Here is a 14526-nt window from a genome sequence, read left to right as displayed (position 1 = left end):
TATCTACATTGAACCATTTTGCATTGACATAATTTGATTGATGATTGAATGAACCATCGAACTATAAATAATTGAATCTAAAATCATCAAACACACAAAAATAATGGCAAAAGCAATTAAAAAGCCCAAAATTTTATCATGCACCGCTCCCTGATCGCCAAATAATATAATATGCTGGCTTGCAAAGAATAAAGCTAACATTATAATAAATACGGCAATCATAAATTTAATGCTATTTAGTCCTAAAAGCATTAGCAAAAAGAATGCAGCAGAAATAAGTAGATTGAAGTTGCAGGCATGGGCACCACGATTAATAAACTCAAAAAAGCTCAGTTTCCTGTCATAGACATACCGATAACCTGCATAAAAGCCGCCAATGACTATTGCTTCAAATATTACCAGCACAACGAATATTTCCAACATAATGTTAAAGGGAACATGAAAATTTTCCCAGCCGTTAATGTTGGCTCCCATGCGATTGGCCCAGTTAATCAAGGTGCTAACAATGGTATTCGCACAATAATATAGACCCAACACAACAAAAGCATCTTCAATTAACAAGGTTAACCAGCCATACCAACTCGCTATATTCGGACTACTGACACCTGGATTGCGCCAGGAATCAACACACCATTGCCAGTAATTTTGAAATTGATCTCCGTAATTAATTGACTCACTTGCAGCTGTAGGCTGAGATTCAGTTTGTTTTGACTCTACTTGGGCAGTGTTTTCAACTGGATTAGTAGGTGCCTCTTCTACTTTTTGTACACTAATATTGCGCAAATCATAACCGCAAGACGTACAAAAATTGACGTCTTTTCCCATTAAGGCGCCACATTGAGGACATTTTTTCATTGATAACTCCTTCTTAATTCCACTATTTTATATATTTATTTACTACTTTAATTTTATACCACTATTTATAGATTATTGCATGGCATAAAATCCATAAAGAAATAACATACTACCACTATTTAATTTGCTCATTGTCAGTAATATTAAGATATTACTAAAATGCATAATACAAAGTAATTTTAGAATTATTTATAAACACTGTCAAATGCTCTTTTAATCACCATCATACTATAATCTTATAATGTATAGTTACAGCAATAATATGTAGTAAACTATAAGGTATAGATATATTAAAAGTGAGGTTATATTATGAAAATTGTTAATTTAGATAGTTATGCCTTAAATCCAGGAGACTTAGATTGGTCACCTCTTGAAAAACTAGGTGAATGCACCTTTTACGATCGTACCCCAGTGGACGATGATGATGAAATTTTAAAACGTATTGGCGATGCTGAAATTGTTTTAACTAATAAAACTCCACTTGACCAACATGTGCTTGAGACCGCTCCCAACGTTAAATACATTGGCGTGACTGCTACCGGTTACAATATTGTCGATACGACTGCAGCTCGTGAAGCTGGCATACCCGTTACTAACATTCCTACATATGGTACTGATGCAGTTGCCCAATTTACTTTTGCATTGCTACTTGAAATTACCAGTCAAGTTGGCTTACATAACAAATTAGTCCATGAAGGTCGCTGGAGCAGCAATCCTGATTTTACTTTTTGGGAAAAACCGTTAATGGAATTGAAGGGTAAAACATTAGGACTTATTGGTTTCGGTCATATAGCAAAAAAAGTGGCAGAAATTGGTCATGCCTTTTCTATGAATGTGATTTTTTGGAACCATCGGCCGAAATCAGATTTACCTGATTACGTTAAGCAGGTTGAACTTGATCAACTTTATCGGCAAGCAGATATTATTAGTCTACACGTACCACAAACGCCGGCAACAACTGAAATGATAAACCAAGAAGCAATTAGTCAAATGAAAGATGGCGTCATTTTAATTAATACTGCTCGTGGCGGTTTAATTAGTGAAAAAGATGTCGCCGCTGCTTTAAATGAAGGTAAGATTGCTGCAGCTGGAATTGATGTTGCACAAAAAGAGCCAATTCCTGCTGACAGTCCACTTCTTTCTGCTAATAACTGCTACATTACCCCTCATATTGCCTGGGCACCACGCGAAACCCGCAATCGTTTGCTTGGAATTGTCGTAGAAAATCTGGAGGCATTTCTAAATGGTGAAAAATTAAACGTTGTAAATTAAATATCATAATCAAAAACCAGTAATCTTGATTGAGTTACTGGCTTTTTTATTCTCAAAAATCATTTTCCGTGCTTGACCTTGACGCTGCGTCAACCAATATACTTAATTTTGCAAGTGAGGAGATTTTAAACATGTCGTATTCTATCAATGAACTAGCAAAACTAGCTGGCATTTCATCACGAACTTTAAGATATTACGATAAACAGGGACTTTTAAAAGCGCGCAGGAATCCCGAAAACAATTATCGCTATTATGAGAAAAGCGAAGTTGCCCAATTGCAAAAAATCCTATTTTTAAAGCTATTTGACTTGCCACTGGAACAAATAAAACAGGTGATGCAGACTTCACCGGAAACTCAATATCAAGTTTTACGAAACCAGCGGGACAAAATAGTTGCGCAGCAGCAATATCTAGATGATTTGATTAGGAATTTAGACAAGACACTTGCAACAATGAGGGGAGAAGCACAAATGACTGATACGGAAAAATTTGCCACATTAAAAACAGAAATAATTAGCAAAAATGAAAAACAATACGGTAGGGAAATTAGGAAAAAATATGGTGACGCCCAAATAGATCTTAGTAATGAAAAGTTCAATTCTTTATCTGCAGATGAATTATCACATTTCAAAAAACTAAGTGCTGAAATTTTAACTGAACTAAAGAACTTTGATAATACTGCTGGTGTCAAACAAGATGCTGCCAAGCACCTTTTCGACTTACATAAAGAATATTTACTGACAATTTGGCCTAAAGGCCAATATTCGGCAGAGGCGCACAAGAATCTTGCCCAAATGTATGTGTGTGACCCACGTTTTAGCAAATATTATGAAGAAGGCACCGGCAACCCTGACGCTGCGAAAACGTTGAAAGCAATCATTGACTACTATGCGTAAACGTCTTTAATCTATATAAAGTTAGTTGCAAAATAAAACCTTTCAAATACAAATTCGTCAAGAACTGTTTTGAAAGGTTTTTTGTTTAAAAAGTTTTTTTAGATATTAAATCAACTTTACCTGCTATCTAATCGTCATCGTCATCATCAAAACCAATAATTTTGACTTTTGTAGTATCCAGGCCATTAAAGATATCATCAGATAGTTTTATTCCCCAGCCTGTCAGATTAATTTCTTTTAAAGATGTATCACCTGAAAACATATTTTCCATTCTATAATAAGCAAAAGAACTGGCGTCCCACTGACTTAAGTCAAGTTGAATCAGTTTTTTATCCTTAAAAAACATATGATCCACATATTCAGTTTTACCCGTATCTACCTTATCAAGGCCAGTAATATCCTGTAAATTATACAACCTGGCAAATAAATAAGAGCTGTCATCAGATAAAGAAATGTTGCTATCAATACTTATGTGTTCAATATCAGAAGGTTTAAACATATTTTTCTTTGAAACATGTTTCTTAGCATTATAAACGACATCATAAATCGGAGTACTGCCCAATTTATTACTATTTACACCTTCTTTGATATGCAAAGTTTTAGTACTAGGATCAAACTTCAAAATACAATCATTACCATATGAATAATTACTAATATCAACCTTTTTATTAACATTGGCAGTTTTATGGCTAGTTACCGCCTTCTTGACCTTTTTCTTTGCTTTTGCGCGTTTTTTCTTTTTGGCTTGAACATTTTGAACAAGATCTGCTTTCTCAGGAATCACATTAATAGCAACTCCGCCTAAAATGCCTGCAATTGCAGAACTAACTAGCAACTTACTGGTGAATTTTTTGATATTATGATTAACTTTCATTTTTTGTTTCCTTCATAAAAAAACTATGTCTTTAACCATAACTAATTTTAGATCTTTTATACATTTATTTTCAATAAGAAAAGAAATAAAGACAATTATTTCGTACCTAGTTTTACTCTCAATTGCAAGAATCCAAATCTTTAAAATCATTCCGGCTCCATAACCACAATGGATTTTGCAGGTCGGTTGGCACAAATTCAGTATCCTGCAATTCTTTTGCCCAAGCACTAATTACATAAATTTGCACTTTAGAACTTTCCATTTGTTCTTTAGTAATTAAGCCTAATTTGTAACTCGCTCTGATTATATGCCTGTCTGCAGCAATATAAATATTATTAGTGTTTTTTAAGGGAAGTGCAGTGTATTTACTGAGAACATAGAGCCAATAGTTACAAAGCTTATTACCAGACAAGTACGGAAACTTTTTCTTAGCATCTTTTTGCATAAAATGCCTTATTTTATTCACATCATTATCCAAGTTGTTAGCGAATTTAACAACACTACCATCAGAAAGCTCTATAAACGTCTGACATAATTTAAGCCAAATGTCTGTCTGCTTGTTCTTTTGCAAAGCAAGCCGATACTTAGTCAAACCTTTTTGCACTGCTCCATACCCAGCAGTAATAACTTTTGCCGGTATAAAAACAAAACTAGTTTCGGGATCTTCATATGTCTTCAAGGCACTTTCCCACAAAGTATAGGAATTTCTCTGATAATTTAAAGCCATTGGCAACGTGAAATAGAGCGCATTTTCATTGGTACTTGGATCTAGGTGAGGGTTGCTATCTTCAGGCAAAGTAGTATCACCCAAATCGCCTTTTTTGTACATTTGATAAATTTTTCTTGCTTTTTTAAGAATTACATCTGACATAAATTGCTGACCTCACTTATTTTTCAAACTAACGCTTATTATTTATACATCAAAGCATCCAGGTATTTATGCAAATATTTCTCTTTTTCTTGAGGATGATATTGTGTAATAAAACGAGGATGCTCAAGCGGAACTATTTTTTGAAAAAAGCGCCACTTTTTATTAATTTTGCTTAGTTCTTGATAATTTTGACCACTCCCAATGCAGTAGCAAATAGAAGTATCAATCCCGAAGCTAATTTGCGTTTTAAGCGTAGAAATTATAAAAGAAGTTAGCATTTCTTCAACTCGCTTGTTTTCATAATAATTGCAATTTATCTGGTTACCTTTGGAATTGGTCTTGTAAATACCCAAGGGACAAACAAAATTGAGATAAAAATCATGATAAAACTTGATCCTTCCACCGTACTTATCTATGACTTCATTTAAAAAATTAGAAGCTGCATTATTAACATGAAAATTTGCTATTGAAATTCCTGTTTCTTTTTGGAGATTTAAAGCATCTTCAAAGGGAATTCCAGTTATTGCCGATCCTCTTCTCGCCGGAGAACTGCCCAGTATTAAGCGCCGCTTGTTTTTATCATTGAAATATTTTTGATAGAAAATTTGAACCATTTGTAAAACTTGCTTTTTATTTCTGCCACTATAAGGATTAATTATTTTATATGGTTCAGGTAAATTAAATTTTATATTACCTAATTCCTGATCAAATTGAAAAACTTTATCTGAAAAAGTTTGTTTTTGTTTCATAAATGCCTGCTATCATATAAAGTTACATAATTATATAAGCAAATTATAGTACATACGTTCGTAGCAATGCTAATTTTTCTAAGATTTTGAATTAAAATAAAGGATTGGTCCTACGCTTTTGGACTAAGTTCTAAACCTGTAACCAACATTGGGATGTAATGAACTCTTGCCAATGGTTTTGTTTTTTATCAAAAGTTAAAAGTATGTTAGAGTCAGTGAAAATTAATGCAGCTCTATTGGTTACGTTCGCTATTAACAAAGTTTGGTAAGATACTAAAGTTGCTATATTAGCAACAGTTGAGACAATTCCAGAAATAATTCTCATAAAAATCAAAAAAGTCAAAGCTAATAACTCCGACTTTCTTTCTTACTCAATTAATTTTTTAAAGTAAGTGATCTAAACATTCTTTTGGCATAACAGGGAAATACTTTGCAATTTCATTTCAAAATCGTGTTCCGTATTGTGTGCATAATTATCTTTAATAAACAAAAAATAACCTTAACTTACCAACAGAAAACGCTAATATATCAAGGATATTTAATCTAACATAAACTTCTGAATGCTGATTGCCAGAATCGAACTGGCGACCTTTTCTTTACGAGGGAAACGCTCTACCAACTGAGCTAAATCAGCTACTTTCACAACGTTTAAATTATACCAAAACAAAAAAAGTCGTGCAATCGAATGCGCGACTTTTATTTTATTTCCAATCTAGGCAAAGCTCTTGTTTGTGCAACAATTCTGGCAACTCGTCACGATCAATTTTCTTATCGTTTAACTTGTCACCAGTTATTTGCTTGGTAAAAGAATCAATACGTCTATTAGCATCCCGCAAGTCATAGTAAGTGGTAACGACTTGGTCATAGTCTTTCAAGTCAACCACTTTAAAATCACGCGGATACTCATTTTCAAAAGTTGTAAATGCTAGTGGCAAGCGCGGCTTCAATTGCGGCTCTTGGTCAGGAATACCCACTTGCATCCCTAAAGCTGGAAACGTCAGTTTAGGCAAGTCAAGCACTTCCAACATTTTTAACGGGTGATCATTAATGGTACCTAGAGGCACATAACCAAGATCCATGCTTTCAACAGCATTAGCCACATTTTGCCAAGCAAGTAATGTGTCATCCATCCCCTGAAAGAAAATGTCAGTGGTATGAACACGTCCGTCATCTTTACCTAATTGGCGGCGAATTTGTTGGTTGCGGTATAAATCAACTACAAAGATAAACAAATCTCCTTCAGCACCAACATATTTTTGTCCGCACAATTCCCTGATTTTTGCCCTTTTACTTTCATCAGTAATATGAAGCATTGTCGCATTTTGCATAAACATGCTGGTCGCTGTATGTTGAAAAACGGTGTACAAAGTATTTAATTGTTCTGCACTTAGTGTTTGATCTTTAAATTTTCTGATAGAGCGATGATTAATTTGCTGGTTAATTGTGGAATTATGAATCATTTTGATACTTCTTTCTAACTATCTTACTAAAAGTAACTGTATTGCAAAATGATTTTACTGTCAATAATTGTCTTTTAAATTAACAGACTGTGCTAAAATTTAGACAGAAGATCATTACCATATAATAATTGGAGGAATTTATGCGCGTTTTAGTTATCGGCGGTGCCGGGTATATTGGCTCGGTAGCTGTTAAAAAATTAATTGAACAAAATAATGATGTTGTTGTCCTAGACGCTTTGTACACTGGACACAGAAAAGCAGTCAACCCTAAAGCCAAGTTTTACCATGGAGATATTGAAAACAAGTTTTTAGTTAGCCAAATATTGCGTCAAGAAAAAATTGAGGCAGTTATGCACTTTGCTGCATATTCTTTAGTGCCTGAATCTGTACAAAACCCACTAAAATACTATGATAATAACGTTTCAGGTATGATCGCACTCCTAGAAGCCATGAAAGATGCCGGTGTCAATTACCTCGTCTTTTCTTCAAGTGCCGCAACTTACGGCATCCCTAAGAAATTGCCAATTACTGAAGATTCACCTCTTAATCCGATTAGCCCTTATGGTGAAACCAAAGTAATGATGGAAAAAATCATGCATTGGGCAGATAAAGCTGATGGTATCAAATCAATTGCACTGCGCTATTTCAACGTTGCTGGTGCTGCAAGTGATGGGTCAATTGGAGAAGATCACTCTCCGGAAACGCATTTAATTCCTAATATTTTAAAAAGTGCTGTCAGTGGCGATGGTAAATTTACTATTTTTGGTAATGACTACGACACTAAAGATGGCACTAATGTCAGAGATTACGTTCAAATCGAAGATCTCATCGACGCACACTTGCTGTCTTTAGAGTACTTAATTAAAACCAATAAATCCGATGTGTTCAACCTAGGAACTGCTCATGGTTATTCCAACTTAGAGATCTTACAAGCGGCTCGTAAAGTTACCAATATTGAAATTCCATATACTATGGGACCACGACGTGCAGGTGACCCTGACAGTTTAGTTGCCGATTCAACCAAAGCCAGAACTATTTTAGGCTGGGAGCCACAACACGAGAGCGCTGAAGATGTAATGGCAAGTGCATGGAAATGGCACCAAACTCATCCTCAAGGATACGAAGACAAATAACAAAATTGCTGGTAAATTTTACCAGCAATTTTTTTGATTAGTTTTTAGAATTAAATGTGATATATAACTCCATATCACAGAACTTACCGTGATACTTAACTTCATCTTTAAGCCTGGCCACATATTCAAAGTGCAGCCTCTCTGCAATGGCTCTACTAGGTTTATTATTATGATCTGCCAGTAATTTAATACTGTGTAATCCAAACTGGTTGAATGATACGTCTACTAACTTTTTAACGGCCTGAGTCATGATTCCGTTACCCTGATATTTTTGCCCCAGCCAATAGCCAATTTCGCCGCTTTCATTTTTTAACTTAATATTGTGCAGGTCAACCATTCCCGCTGGTTTGCCATTGACAAGAACAACTAGTACCAATTTCTTATAATTAGCGGTGTCAACTCGCATTGCCTTAATAAAATCAACTTCATCTTTGACACTCGCAATCTTACCTGACCAAGGTAAAAAATGTGCCAGCTGATCACGGTCATGGACAATAATTTCGTATAAAGCTTCCGCATGACTGACTTCCGGTAATACCAAACTAATATCCAAGTTATTAACAGTAAATTGGCCAATGGTAAACATTGAATCTTCCTCCTTAATTTATTTTTAATAAAATATATGATACTACAATTTGTCTTTAAATAAAGCCCTTTTTAACATAACAAAATTTACAATTTAGCGAAATTTTGGTTTGGTTAAAAACATACGCTTATGTATAATGCTATAATTTAATAATGTAACTAATTTTTAAGTATTTGGAGTGATTTAATGAGCGAAGAAGAGGAAAATAACGGTTCTGGTTACGAACGAACCTTGACTAACGCGCATATTCAATTGATTGCCCTAGGTGGGACAATTGGTACTGGTTTATTTCTAGGCGTAGGTAATAGTATTAGACGAGCCGGTCCCAGTGTCATTTTAATTTATGTCGTTGTCGGTATTTTCTTATTTCTACTAATGCGGGCTTTAGGTGAGCTCATAGTTTCAGACTTATCCAAGCATACCTATATAGATTTTATTGAAAAGTACTTGGGTAAAAACACTGGATTTATTTCAGGTTATCTCTACTGGATCAGCTGGGTAACTCTGGGTATGGCAGAAATGACAGCCTTGGGAATATATTTTCAATACTGGTTTCCCCATTTGCCTACATGGGTACCTGGCTTAGTCACCATCGCAATTCTATTATTTATCAATTTGCTTTCTGCACGGCTATTTGGCAATCTGGAGTTTAGTTTTGCCATAATTAAAATTGTGACCGTTATTGCATTCGTGATTTTAGTAGCCTATTTGTTAATAACTGGTGGAAAAACCTCTTTTGGACCCGTTACTCTTGCTAACTTATCCACACATGGTGGCTTTTTTGCTAAAGGCAGCACCGGGTTCTTTTCCGGTTTTCAGATGGTTATCTTTAGCTTTGTTGGAGTTGAACTAGTCGGATTAACTGCTGCAGAGGCGCAAAACCCCAAGGTAACAATTAGAAAGGCTATTAATGAGGTTCCACTACGAATAATTTTATTTTATGTGCTTGCTATCATCGCTATTTTAGTGGTGATTCCATGGAATAAAGTAGCAACTAACTCTAGTCCTTTTGTACAGACATTAGCTGCAACTGGCATCCGCAATGCCGGCTCAATTATCAATTTTGTGGTTATTTCTGCTGCTGTTTCCTCGACTAACAGTATTTTATACAGTGCAGGCAGATTGCTATTTTCTGTTACTTTTAACGGTAAGGGAAAATTTAACCAGACATTTGGTCACCTGAGAAGACAGTTGCCACAGAATGCCCTGACTTTATCCGCTTGCCTAATGGCTTTGGCTCCCTTAGTTATTATAATTATTGGGAATGAGGCATTTAATTTTATTTCATCTACATCTACCAGTATGTTTTTAATTATCTGGTGTCTGATGCTTTTAACCCACATTTCCTACCGCAAAAAAACGCCAGCACAAGAATTAACAGATTTTAAAATGCCTGGTTTCCCTTTTTTGGACTACATAACACTGATCTTTTTTATTTTAATGATCATATTGTTGTTAATCTTACCTGAAAACAGGATTTCTATGATTTCAGCACTGTTAATCTTTATAGTCTTGTCAACCTTGTCTAAAATTTGGCACAAGGAAAAAATGGCATAATTGTATTTGCATTTGCTGGCTTTTTATATTAAAATTTAAAAAATTAAGAAATATCGCCACCGGGCGAGAGCACTTAGCGAACTCTTTAGGTCTTAGTAGAGTTTGCTAGGTGTTTTTATTTTTGGAGGTAACTCATGCAGGAACTAATTATTGATAACTCTTTTTGGTCAATTTTTCCACAGGCAAAAATTTACACATTAGTTGTTAGTGGCATTAATAACCACATCCCTGACAAATCGGGAAAGTATCAAATAATGCTTAATCAAGCTGAAGAAGAAGCTAAACAATATTTAACAGAAAAAGATTTTAAAGACAATACTGTTGTTGCCGAATGGCGAGATGTGCTCACCAAATTTAAGAAGAAAAAAGGTGCACGAGCATCAATTGAGGCTCTTTTGAAGCGAGTTTCTCAGGGCAAGACTTTTGATCCTATAAATCCTCTGGTTGATATTTATAATAGTGTCTCTTTAGAATATGCTGTTCCGTGTGGTGGTGAAGATCTTGATCAAATTGCAGGTCAAATGCACCTGGGCGTAGCAACAGGAAATGAAGACTTTTACCCACTTGGTGCTGAAAAAAGCGATCCTCCTAGACCAGGTGAAGTGATTTATTATGATGATAGTGGTGCAGTGTGCCGTTCACTTAACTGGCGCGATGGCAAGAGAACCATGTTGACCGAAGATACTACTAATGCGATTTTAATCATGGAAGCAGTAACTGATGATCAAAAAGAACGAGCTGATCAAGCAATTCAAGCTTTACAAAAGAAAGTTGCTGGTGAATTAGGTGTTGTCGGAGAAATAAGTATTAAAACCAAGAATTAAGTAAAAAAATTCCTAGACAATTAATTTTGTCTAGGAACTTTTTTATTTATGCATTATTCTTCTTTTGATTTTTTGCCACAATCCCAATGCCTGTCGCATTCTATTAGCAGGAACATATTCACGAATAGCGCGCAAAGTTTTTTTATTATTTCGTGTTGTGAAAATAAATTTTCCATTTGCACGGGTGCGAATTTCAAAACGTGGTATATAACGTCCGTGAAAATAAACATCCGCAACTACATAAGTAACTTCTTGCCACGGGATTTGGACATAATCAGAGATATTGCGATCATTATAAAATTCAAATGCCTTATCTCCGACCATTACTTTACCATATGTTGAAAACGAACGAAACCAAGTCGCATTTGCCGTTAAATCAACTTTAGTATTTCTTGATTCAACCATTTTAGATTAAAGCACATGTAGAACATGCAAAACGACACCAACAACGAAGATGGCAATAATAATTACAATTGGTGAAACTTTCTTCTTTAACAGCCACATACATAGGAAAGTCAAAAGCAGTCCAGCTAAACCAGGGATTAAACTATCCAAGTTATTTTGCAAAGTAGTAATTTTAAACTTGGTTAAAGATAAGCCATTAGCTTGGTCAATTAGTGCCTGCTGAATCCCTTTAGCACCGGCTGGAAGTGAACCCCAATCAATATAGCCACCCTTTTGCACAGGTGTCTTTGAAACAATCGGAGTGAACTTAATGTTAACCCAGCGCTCAATCAAGGAACCTAAAACAAACATACCCATCATGGAAGCTCCACGGGTTACCTTTTGCAACAGACCACCAGACATATCATTAGTAATTGCAGAACCGGCTTTGTAGCCAAATTCTTGTGTGTACCACATGAAGGCTAACCTAATTACGTTCCAAATAACGAAGAACAAAATTGGTCCTAAAATGTTGCCTTGAATAGCCATTGAAGCACCTAAGGCACCAACAATTGGTCGTACAGTGTACCAGAATACAGGGTCACCGACACCTGCTAAAGGTCCCATCATTCCAACCTTAACACCTTGAATAGCTTCATCTTCAACTTTAGCTCCGTTAGCCTTATCCTCTTCTAAGGCTAAAGTAACACCTAGAATTGGTGATACTAGATAAGGGTGAACGTTAAAGAAGACCAGGTGTCTCTGCAAAGCAGCTGCCATATCTTCTTTTTTAGGATAAAGTTTTCTCAAAGCAGGAATAAGTGAATATGCGTACCCACCGTTCTGCATTCTTTCGTAGTTCCATGAAGCTTGCAAAAATTGTGAGTGCCACATAACTTTGAAGCGGTCGGCTTTAGTTAATTTTATTTTTTTATCAGCCATTATAAAATCCTCCTCTTAAATATCACTCTAATAGTCATCTATGATATCGCCGAGTGGATCGCCGGTACCCTCATTATCAGAACTTGAACTGCCGTTATTGCCACCTTTTGACTCTAAAGCTAAGTACATGAGTGCCATTGCTAAACCAATTGCACCCAAAGCAATCAAAGTTAGATCTTTAATAGCTGCCAAAGCAAAACCGATAGCAAAGAACGGCCAAACTTCACGACTAGCCATCATGTTGATTACCATTGCGTAACCAACGGCAACAACCATGGCACCACCTATTGACATACCATCACTAAGCCATGCTGGCATTAAGCCCAACCAATATTTAACAGTCGATGCTGGAATAGCTAACAGCAATGCAGCTGGAATAGCGATTCTCAATCCCTGCAGACAAACATCGATCCATTGCCACATATTAATTTTACGCCAATTACCTTTTTTAGCATCGGCGTCCATAATGTGCACAATACCAGTAGAAATTGTCCGCACAATCATAGTCAAAAATAGTCCGGCAACAGCTAATGGCATCGCAATACCTGTAGCCATACCAATACCCTTTGTTCCTTGTCCACTTTGCACCAAAATAATAGCCGAAGCTACTGAAGCTAAAGCAGCATCAGGAGCAACAGCAGCACCAATGTTAGCCCAGCCTAAGGCAATCATTTGTAAATATCCACCTAAGATAACACCCAAAACCAGATTACCGGTTACCAGGCCGATTAGTGTACAAGCAACCAATGGTTGGTGGAATTCCCATTGGTCCAAGATGCCTTCCATACCTGCAAGGAAGGCAACTATGACAACTAAAATCATTTGAATAGCGTTCATTTTTTACTCCTATTCTCTTACTTGTTTTGTTCATCAAGCAAACTTTGAGCTTTATTTAAAATAGCTTCCATATTGCCCTCTTTATCAGTTGGAACTTTACGCACATCATACTTGATTCCCATTTTTGCAAGTTCGTGGAAAGTATCAACATCTTCTTGATTCATGGACAATACATTGTTAGCATTGACATCGCCTACTTTATAGGACATTGATCCAACATTGACAGTCTTAATGTCAACGCCTGCTTTTATGACTTTTAAAACATCTTCTGGATTTTCAAAAAGCAGTAAGGCATGTGTGTTACCAAAACGGGGATCCTTAGCGATCTCTACCATCTTTTTCAACGGAACAGTATGAGCTTTAACACCAGCAGGAGCTGCTTCACGAATCATGCTTTTACGCATTTCGTCTTTTGCTACACTGTCTGAAACAACGATAACTCGATCAGGGTGCATGGTTGGTATCCAGCCAGTAGCAACTTGTCCGTGTAGCAATCGGGAATCGATCCGAGCTAAAACAAACTTAATATGACCGTCACCAACGACAGTACCTTCAGGAATAGATTTCTTACTCTCTTTATTTTCAGAATTTGATCCCTTTTTCATTTCTGTAGAACCTTTTGGCATTAATTCAGCAGGTTTAGTTTTTATTCCATCCTTACCCGGCTCAACAATCGCTGTGGCAATTTGATGAGCTGAAGCTTCAGTATTGGTCATTCTCTGCGTAAGTGCTTCAACAACCATTGGTAAATTCATACCAGTAACAACCGCCCAATTTGGATGTTTTTCAAGCAAAGCATTTGCTTGATTAAATGGCGTACCTCCCCATAAATCAACTATTAACAGAACTTCATCTTGATTTTCAAATGAAGTAATTGCTGTTTCCATTTTGCTTCTTATATCATCAGGCCCTTCATCGGGCTTCAAAATGACATGAGCAAAATTGTCTTGTTCGCCAAACAGCATTTGCGCAGACTGCGCAATTCCATCGGCAAATCCACCATGGCTGGCTAAAACAATTCCTACCATGAGATTTCCTCCTTTAGATAAAATGTATCCGTTAATATTGTACCGTGAAACAGGCTCTGTGTCACATTTTCTAACCATTACCTAACATTTTTCTAATATATTAAGACTAACACTTTATGCTTAATAAACATACAAAAAAAGAGAACCCGCAGGTTCTCTTTTCTCTCTGTTCGCTCCGGCTGTCAGACTCGAACTGACGACATCTTGATTAACAGTCAAGCGCTCTACCAACTGAGCTAAGCCGGATTGCTAAAAAGC

The 14526-nt window shown here is 36.1% G+C and carries 15 protein-coding genes and 2 tRNA genes; 5 read left to right on the top strand and 12 right to left on the bottom strand.

Translation table 11 applies throughout. The features are described from left to right. Positions 1-3 precede the first annotated feature (3 nt). A complete protein-coding gene (locus tag LACWKB10_RS07135) occupies positions 4-855 on the bottom strand; it encodes a zinc ribbon domain-containing protein (protein WP_034980569.1) in 852 nt (283 codons plus the stop codon). Positions 856-1164: 309 nt separating this feature from the next. On the opposite strand from LACWKB10_RS07135, the gene LACWKB10_RS07130 reads away from it, so the two are divergent. Both LACWKB10_RS07130 and LACWKB10_RS07125 read left to right on the top strand, forming a co-directional pair. Beyond that, entirely contained in the window at positions 1165-2127 is a 963-nt protein-coding gene (locus tag LACWKB10_RS07130; protein WP_034980567.1) for a D-2-hydroxyacid dehydrogenase, read from the top strand. Between the two features lie 131 nt (positions 2128-2258). Beyond that, positions 2259-3023 carry a MerR family transcriptional regulator gene (locus LACWKB10_RS07125; protein ID WP_034980565.1) on the top strand — a complete coding sequence of 255 codons (765 nt, stop codon included), beginning with the start codon at positions 2259-2261 and terminating at the stop codon, positions 3021-3023. A 127-nt stretch (positions 3024-3150) separates the two neighbouring features. On the opposite strand, the gene LACWKB10_RS07120 is transcribed toward LACWKB10_RS07125, so the two are convergent. The 5 genes from LACWKB10_RS07120 to LACWKB10_RS07100 all read right to left on the bottom strand — a co-directional run bounded on the left by LACWKB10_RS07120 (position 3151) and on the right by LACWKB10_RS07100 (position 6977). Beyond that, the gene (locus LACWKB10_RS07120) at positions 3151-3897 is read right to left on the bottom strand and encodes a BspA family leucine-rich repeat surface protein (RefSeq protein ID WP_034980564.1); all 747 of its coding nucleotides are present in this window, start codon (positions 3895-3897) and stop codon (positions 3151-3153) included. Between the two features lie 118 nt (positions 3898-4015). Next, positions 4016-4768, bottom strand: a complete 753-nt coding sequence (locus tag LACWKB10_RS07115; protein ID WP_034980562.1) for a hypothetical protein — start codon at positions 4766-4768, stop codon at positions 4016-4018. Between the two features lie 38 nt (positions 4769-4806). After that, the gene (locus tag LACWKB10_RS07110; RefSeq protein ID WP_034980560.1) at positions 4807-5517 is read right to left on the bottom strand and encodes a uracil-DNA glycosylase family protein; all 711 of its coding nucleotides are present in this window, start codon (positions 5515-5517) and stop codon (positions 4807-4809) included. Between the two features lie 561 nt (positions 5518-6078). Next, a tRNA-Thr gene (locus LACWKB10_RS07105) sits at positions 6079-6151 on the bottom strand. A 67-nt stretch (positions 6152-6218) separates the two neighbouring features. After that, positions 6219-6977 carry an NADPH-dependent oxidoreductase gene (locus LACWKB10_RS07100; RefSeq protein WP_034980558.1) on the bottom strand — a complete coding sequence of 253 codons (759 nt, stop codon included), beginning with the start codon at positions 6975-6977 and terminating at the stop codon, positions 6219-6221. Positions 6978-7117: 140 nt separating this feature from the next. Here LACWKB10_RS07100 and galE point away from each other — a divergent pair, with 140 nt between their 5' ends. After that, on the top strand, positions 7118-8110 hold the full coding sequence (gene galE, locus LACWKB10_RS07095) for a UDP-glucose 4-epimerase GalE (protein WP_034980556.1): 993 nt from the start codon (positions 7118-7120) through the stop codon (positions 8108-8110). 37 nt (positions 8111-8147) lie between these two features. Here the strand turns inward: galE and LACWKB10_RS07090 are convergent, their stop codons facing one another. Further along, complete coding sequence (locus LACWKB10_RS07090; protein ID WP_034980554.1) at positions 8148-8696, bottom strand: GNAT family N-acetyltransferase; 549 nt, start codon at positions 8694-8696, stop codon at positions 8148-8150. Positions 8697-8882: 186 nt separating this feature from the next. On the opposite strand from LACWKB10_RS07090, the gene LACWKB10_RS07085 reads away from it, so the two are divergent. Both LACWKB10_RS07085 and LACWKB10_RS07080 read left to right on the top strand, forming a co-directional pair. Then, positions 8883-10253: an amino acid permease gene (locus LACWKB10_RS07085; protein ID WP_034980552.1), complete on the top strand. Its 1371-nt coding sequence runs from the start codon at positions 8883-8885 to the stop codon at positions 10251-10253. 134 nt (positions 10254-10387) lie between these two features. Next, positions 10388-11077 (top strand): B3/4 domain-containing protein, encoded by a 690-nt coding sequence (locus LACWKB10_RS07080; RefSeq protein ID WP_034980550.1) that lies wholly within the window; start codon positions 10388-10390, stop codon positions 11075-11077. A 42-nt stretch (positions 11078-11119) separates the two neighbouring features. Here the strand turns inward: LACWKB10_RS07080 and LACWKB10_RS07075 are convergent, their stop codons facing one another. The 5 genes from LACWKB10_RS07075 to LACWKB10_RS07055 all read right to left on the bottom strand — a co-directional run bounded on the left by LACWKB10_RS07075 (position 11120) and on the right by LACWKB10_RS07055 (position 14514). Further along, a complete protein-coding gene (locus tag LACWKB10_RS07075; RefSeq protein ID WP_034980547.1) occupies positions 11120-11482 on the bottom strand; it encodes a DUF956 family protein in 363 nt (120 codons plus the stop codon). Between the two features lie 6 nt (positions 11483-11488). Then, a complete protein-coding gene (locus tag LACWKB10_RS07070) occupies positions 11489-12403 on the bottom strand; it encodes a PTS system mannose/fructose/sorbose family transporter subunit IID (RefSeq protein WP_034980545.1) in 915 nt (304 codons plus the stop codon). Positions 12404-12430: 27 nt separating this feature from the next. Further along, a complete protein-coding gene (locus LACWKB10_RS07065) occupies positions 12431-13240 on the bottom strand; it encodes a PTS mannose/fructose/sorbose transporter subunit IIC (protein ID WP_034980532.1) in 810 nt (269 codons plus the stop codon). Between the two features lie 17 nt (positions 13241-13257). After that, a complete protein-coding gene (locus LACWKB10_RS07060) occupies positions 13258-14268 on the bottom strand; it encodes a mannose/fructose/sorbose PTS transporter subunit IIA (protein WP_034980530.1) in 1011 nt (336 codons plus the stop codon). A gap of 173 nt (positions 14269-14441) precedes the next feature. Further along, positions 14442-14514: transfer RNA gene (locus tag LACWKB10_RS07055), tRNA-Asn, on the bottom strand. Positions 14515-14526: the final 12 nt, after the last annotated feature.

The organism is Lactobacillus sp. wkB10, assembly GCF_000760615.1.
In the GTDB taxonomy this organism is placed as follows: Bacteria; Bacillota; Bacilli; order Lactobacillales; family Lactobacillaceae; genus Lactobacillus; species Lactobacillus huangpiensis.
Note: the sequence above shows the minus strand (reverse complement) of the source record. Positions and strands in the feature narration are given on the sequence as shown.

Bases quoted from the DNA above. Each gene is read 5' to 3' on its own strand.
- LACWKB10_RS07135 (WP_034980569.1), bottom strand. From the start codon at position 855: ATGAAAAAATGTCCTCAATGTGGCGCCTTAATGGGAAAAGACGTCAAT.
- LACWKB10_RS07130 (WP_034980567.1), top strand. From the start codon at position 1,165: ATGAAAATTGTTAATTTAGATAGTTATGCCTTAAATCCAGGAGACTTA.
- LACWKB10_RS07125 (WP_034980565.1), top strand. From the start codon at position 2,259: ATGTCGTATTCTATCAATGAACTAGCAAAACTAGCTGGCATTTCATCA.
- LACWKB10_RS07120 (WP_034980564.1), bottom strand. From the start codon at position 3,897: ATGAAAGTTAATCATAATATCAAAAAATTCACCAGTAAGTTGCTAGTT.
- LACWKB10_RS07115 (WP_034980562.1), bottom strand. From the start codon at position 4,768: ATGTCAGATGTAATTCTTAAAAAAGCAAGAAAAATTTATCAAATGTAC.
- LACWKB10_RS07110 (WP_034980560.1), bottom strand. From the start codon at position 5,517: ATGAAACAAAAACAAACTTTTTCAGATAAAGTTTTTCAATTTGATCAG.
- LACWKB10_RS07100 (WP_034980558.1), bottom strand. From the start codon at position 6,977: ATGATTCATAATTCCACAATTAACCAGCAAATTAATCATCGCTCTATC.
- galE (WP_034980556.1), top strand. From the start codon at position 7,118: ATGCGCGTTTTAGTTATCGGCGGTGCCGGGTATATTGGCTCGGTAGCT.
- LACWKB10_RS07090 (WP_034980554.1), bottom strand. From the start codon at position 8,696: ATGTTTACCATTGGCCAATTTACTGTTAATAACTTGGATATTAGTTTG.
- LACWKB10_RS07085 (WP_034980552.1), top strand. From the start codon at position 8,883: ATGAGCGAAGAAGAGGAAAATAACGGTTCTGGTTACGAACGAACCTTG.
- LACWKB10_RS07080 (WP_034980550.1), top strand. From the start codon at position 10,388: ATGCAGGAACTAATTATTGATAACTCTTTTTGGTCAATTTTTCCACAG.
- LACWKB10_RS07075 (WP_034980547.1), bottom strand. From the start codon at position 11,482: ATGGTTGAATCAAGAAATACTAAAGTTGATTTAACGGCAAATGCGACT.
- LACWKB10_RS07070 (WP_034980545.1), bottom strand. From the start codon at position 12,403: ATGGCTGATAAAAAAATAAAATTAACTAAAGCCGACCGCTTCAAAGTT.
- LACWKB10_RS07065 (WP_034980532.1), bottom strand. From the start codon at position 13,240: ATGAACGCTATTCAAATGATTTTAGTTGTCATAGTTGCCTTCCTTGCA.
- LACWKB10_RS07060 (WP_034980530.1), bottom strand. From the start codon at position 14,268: ATGGTAGGAATTGTTTTAGCCAGCCATGGTGGATTTGCCGATGGAATT.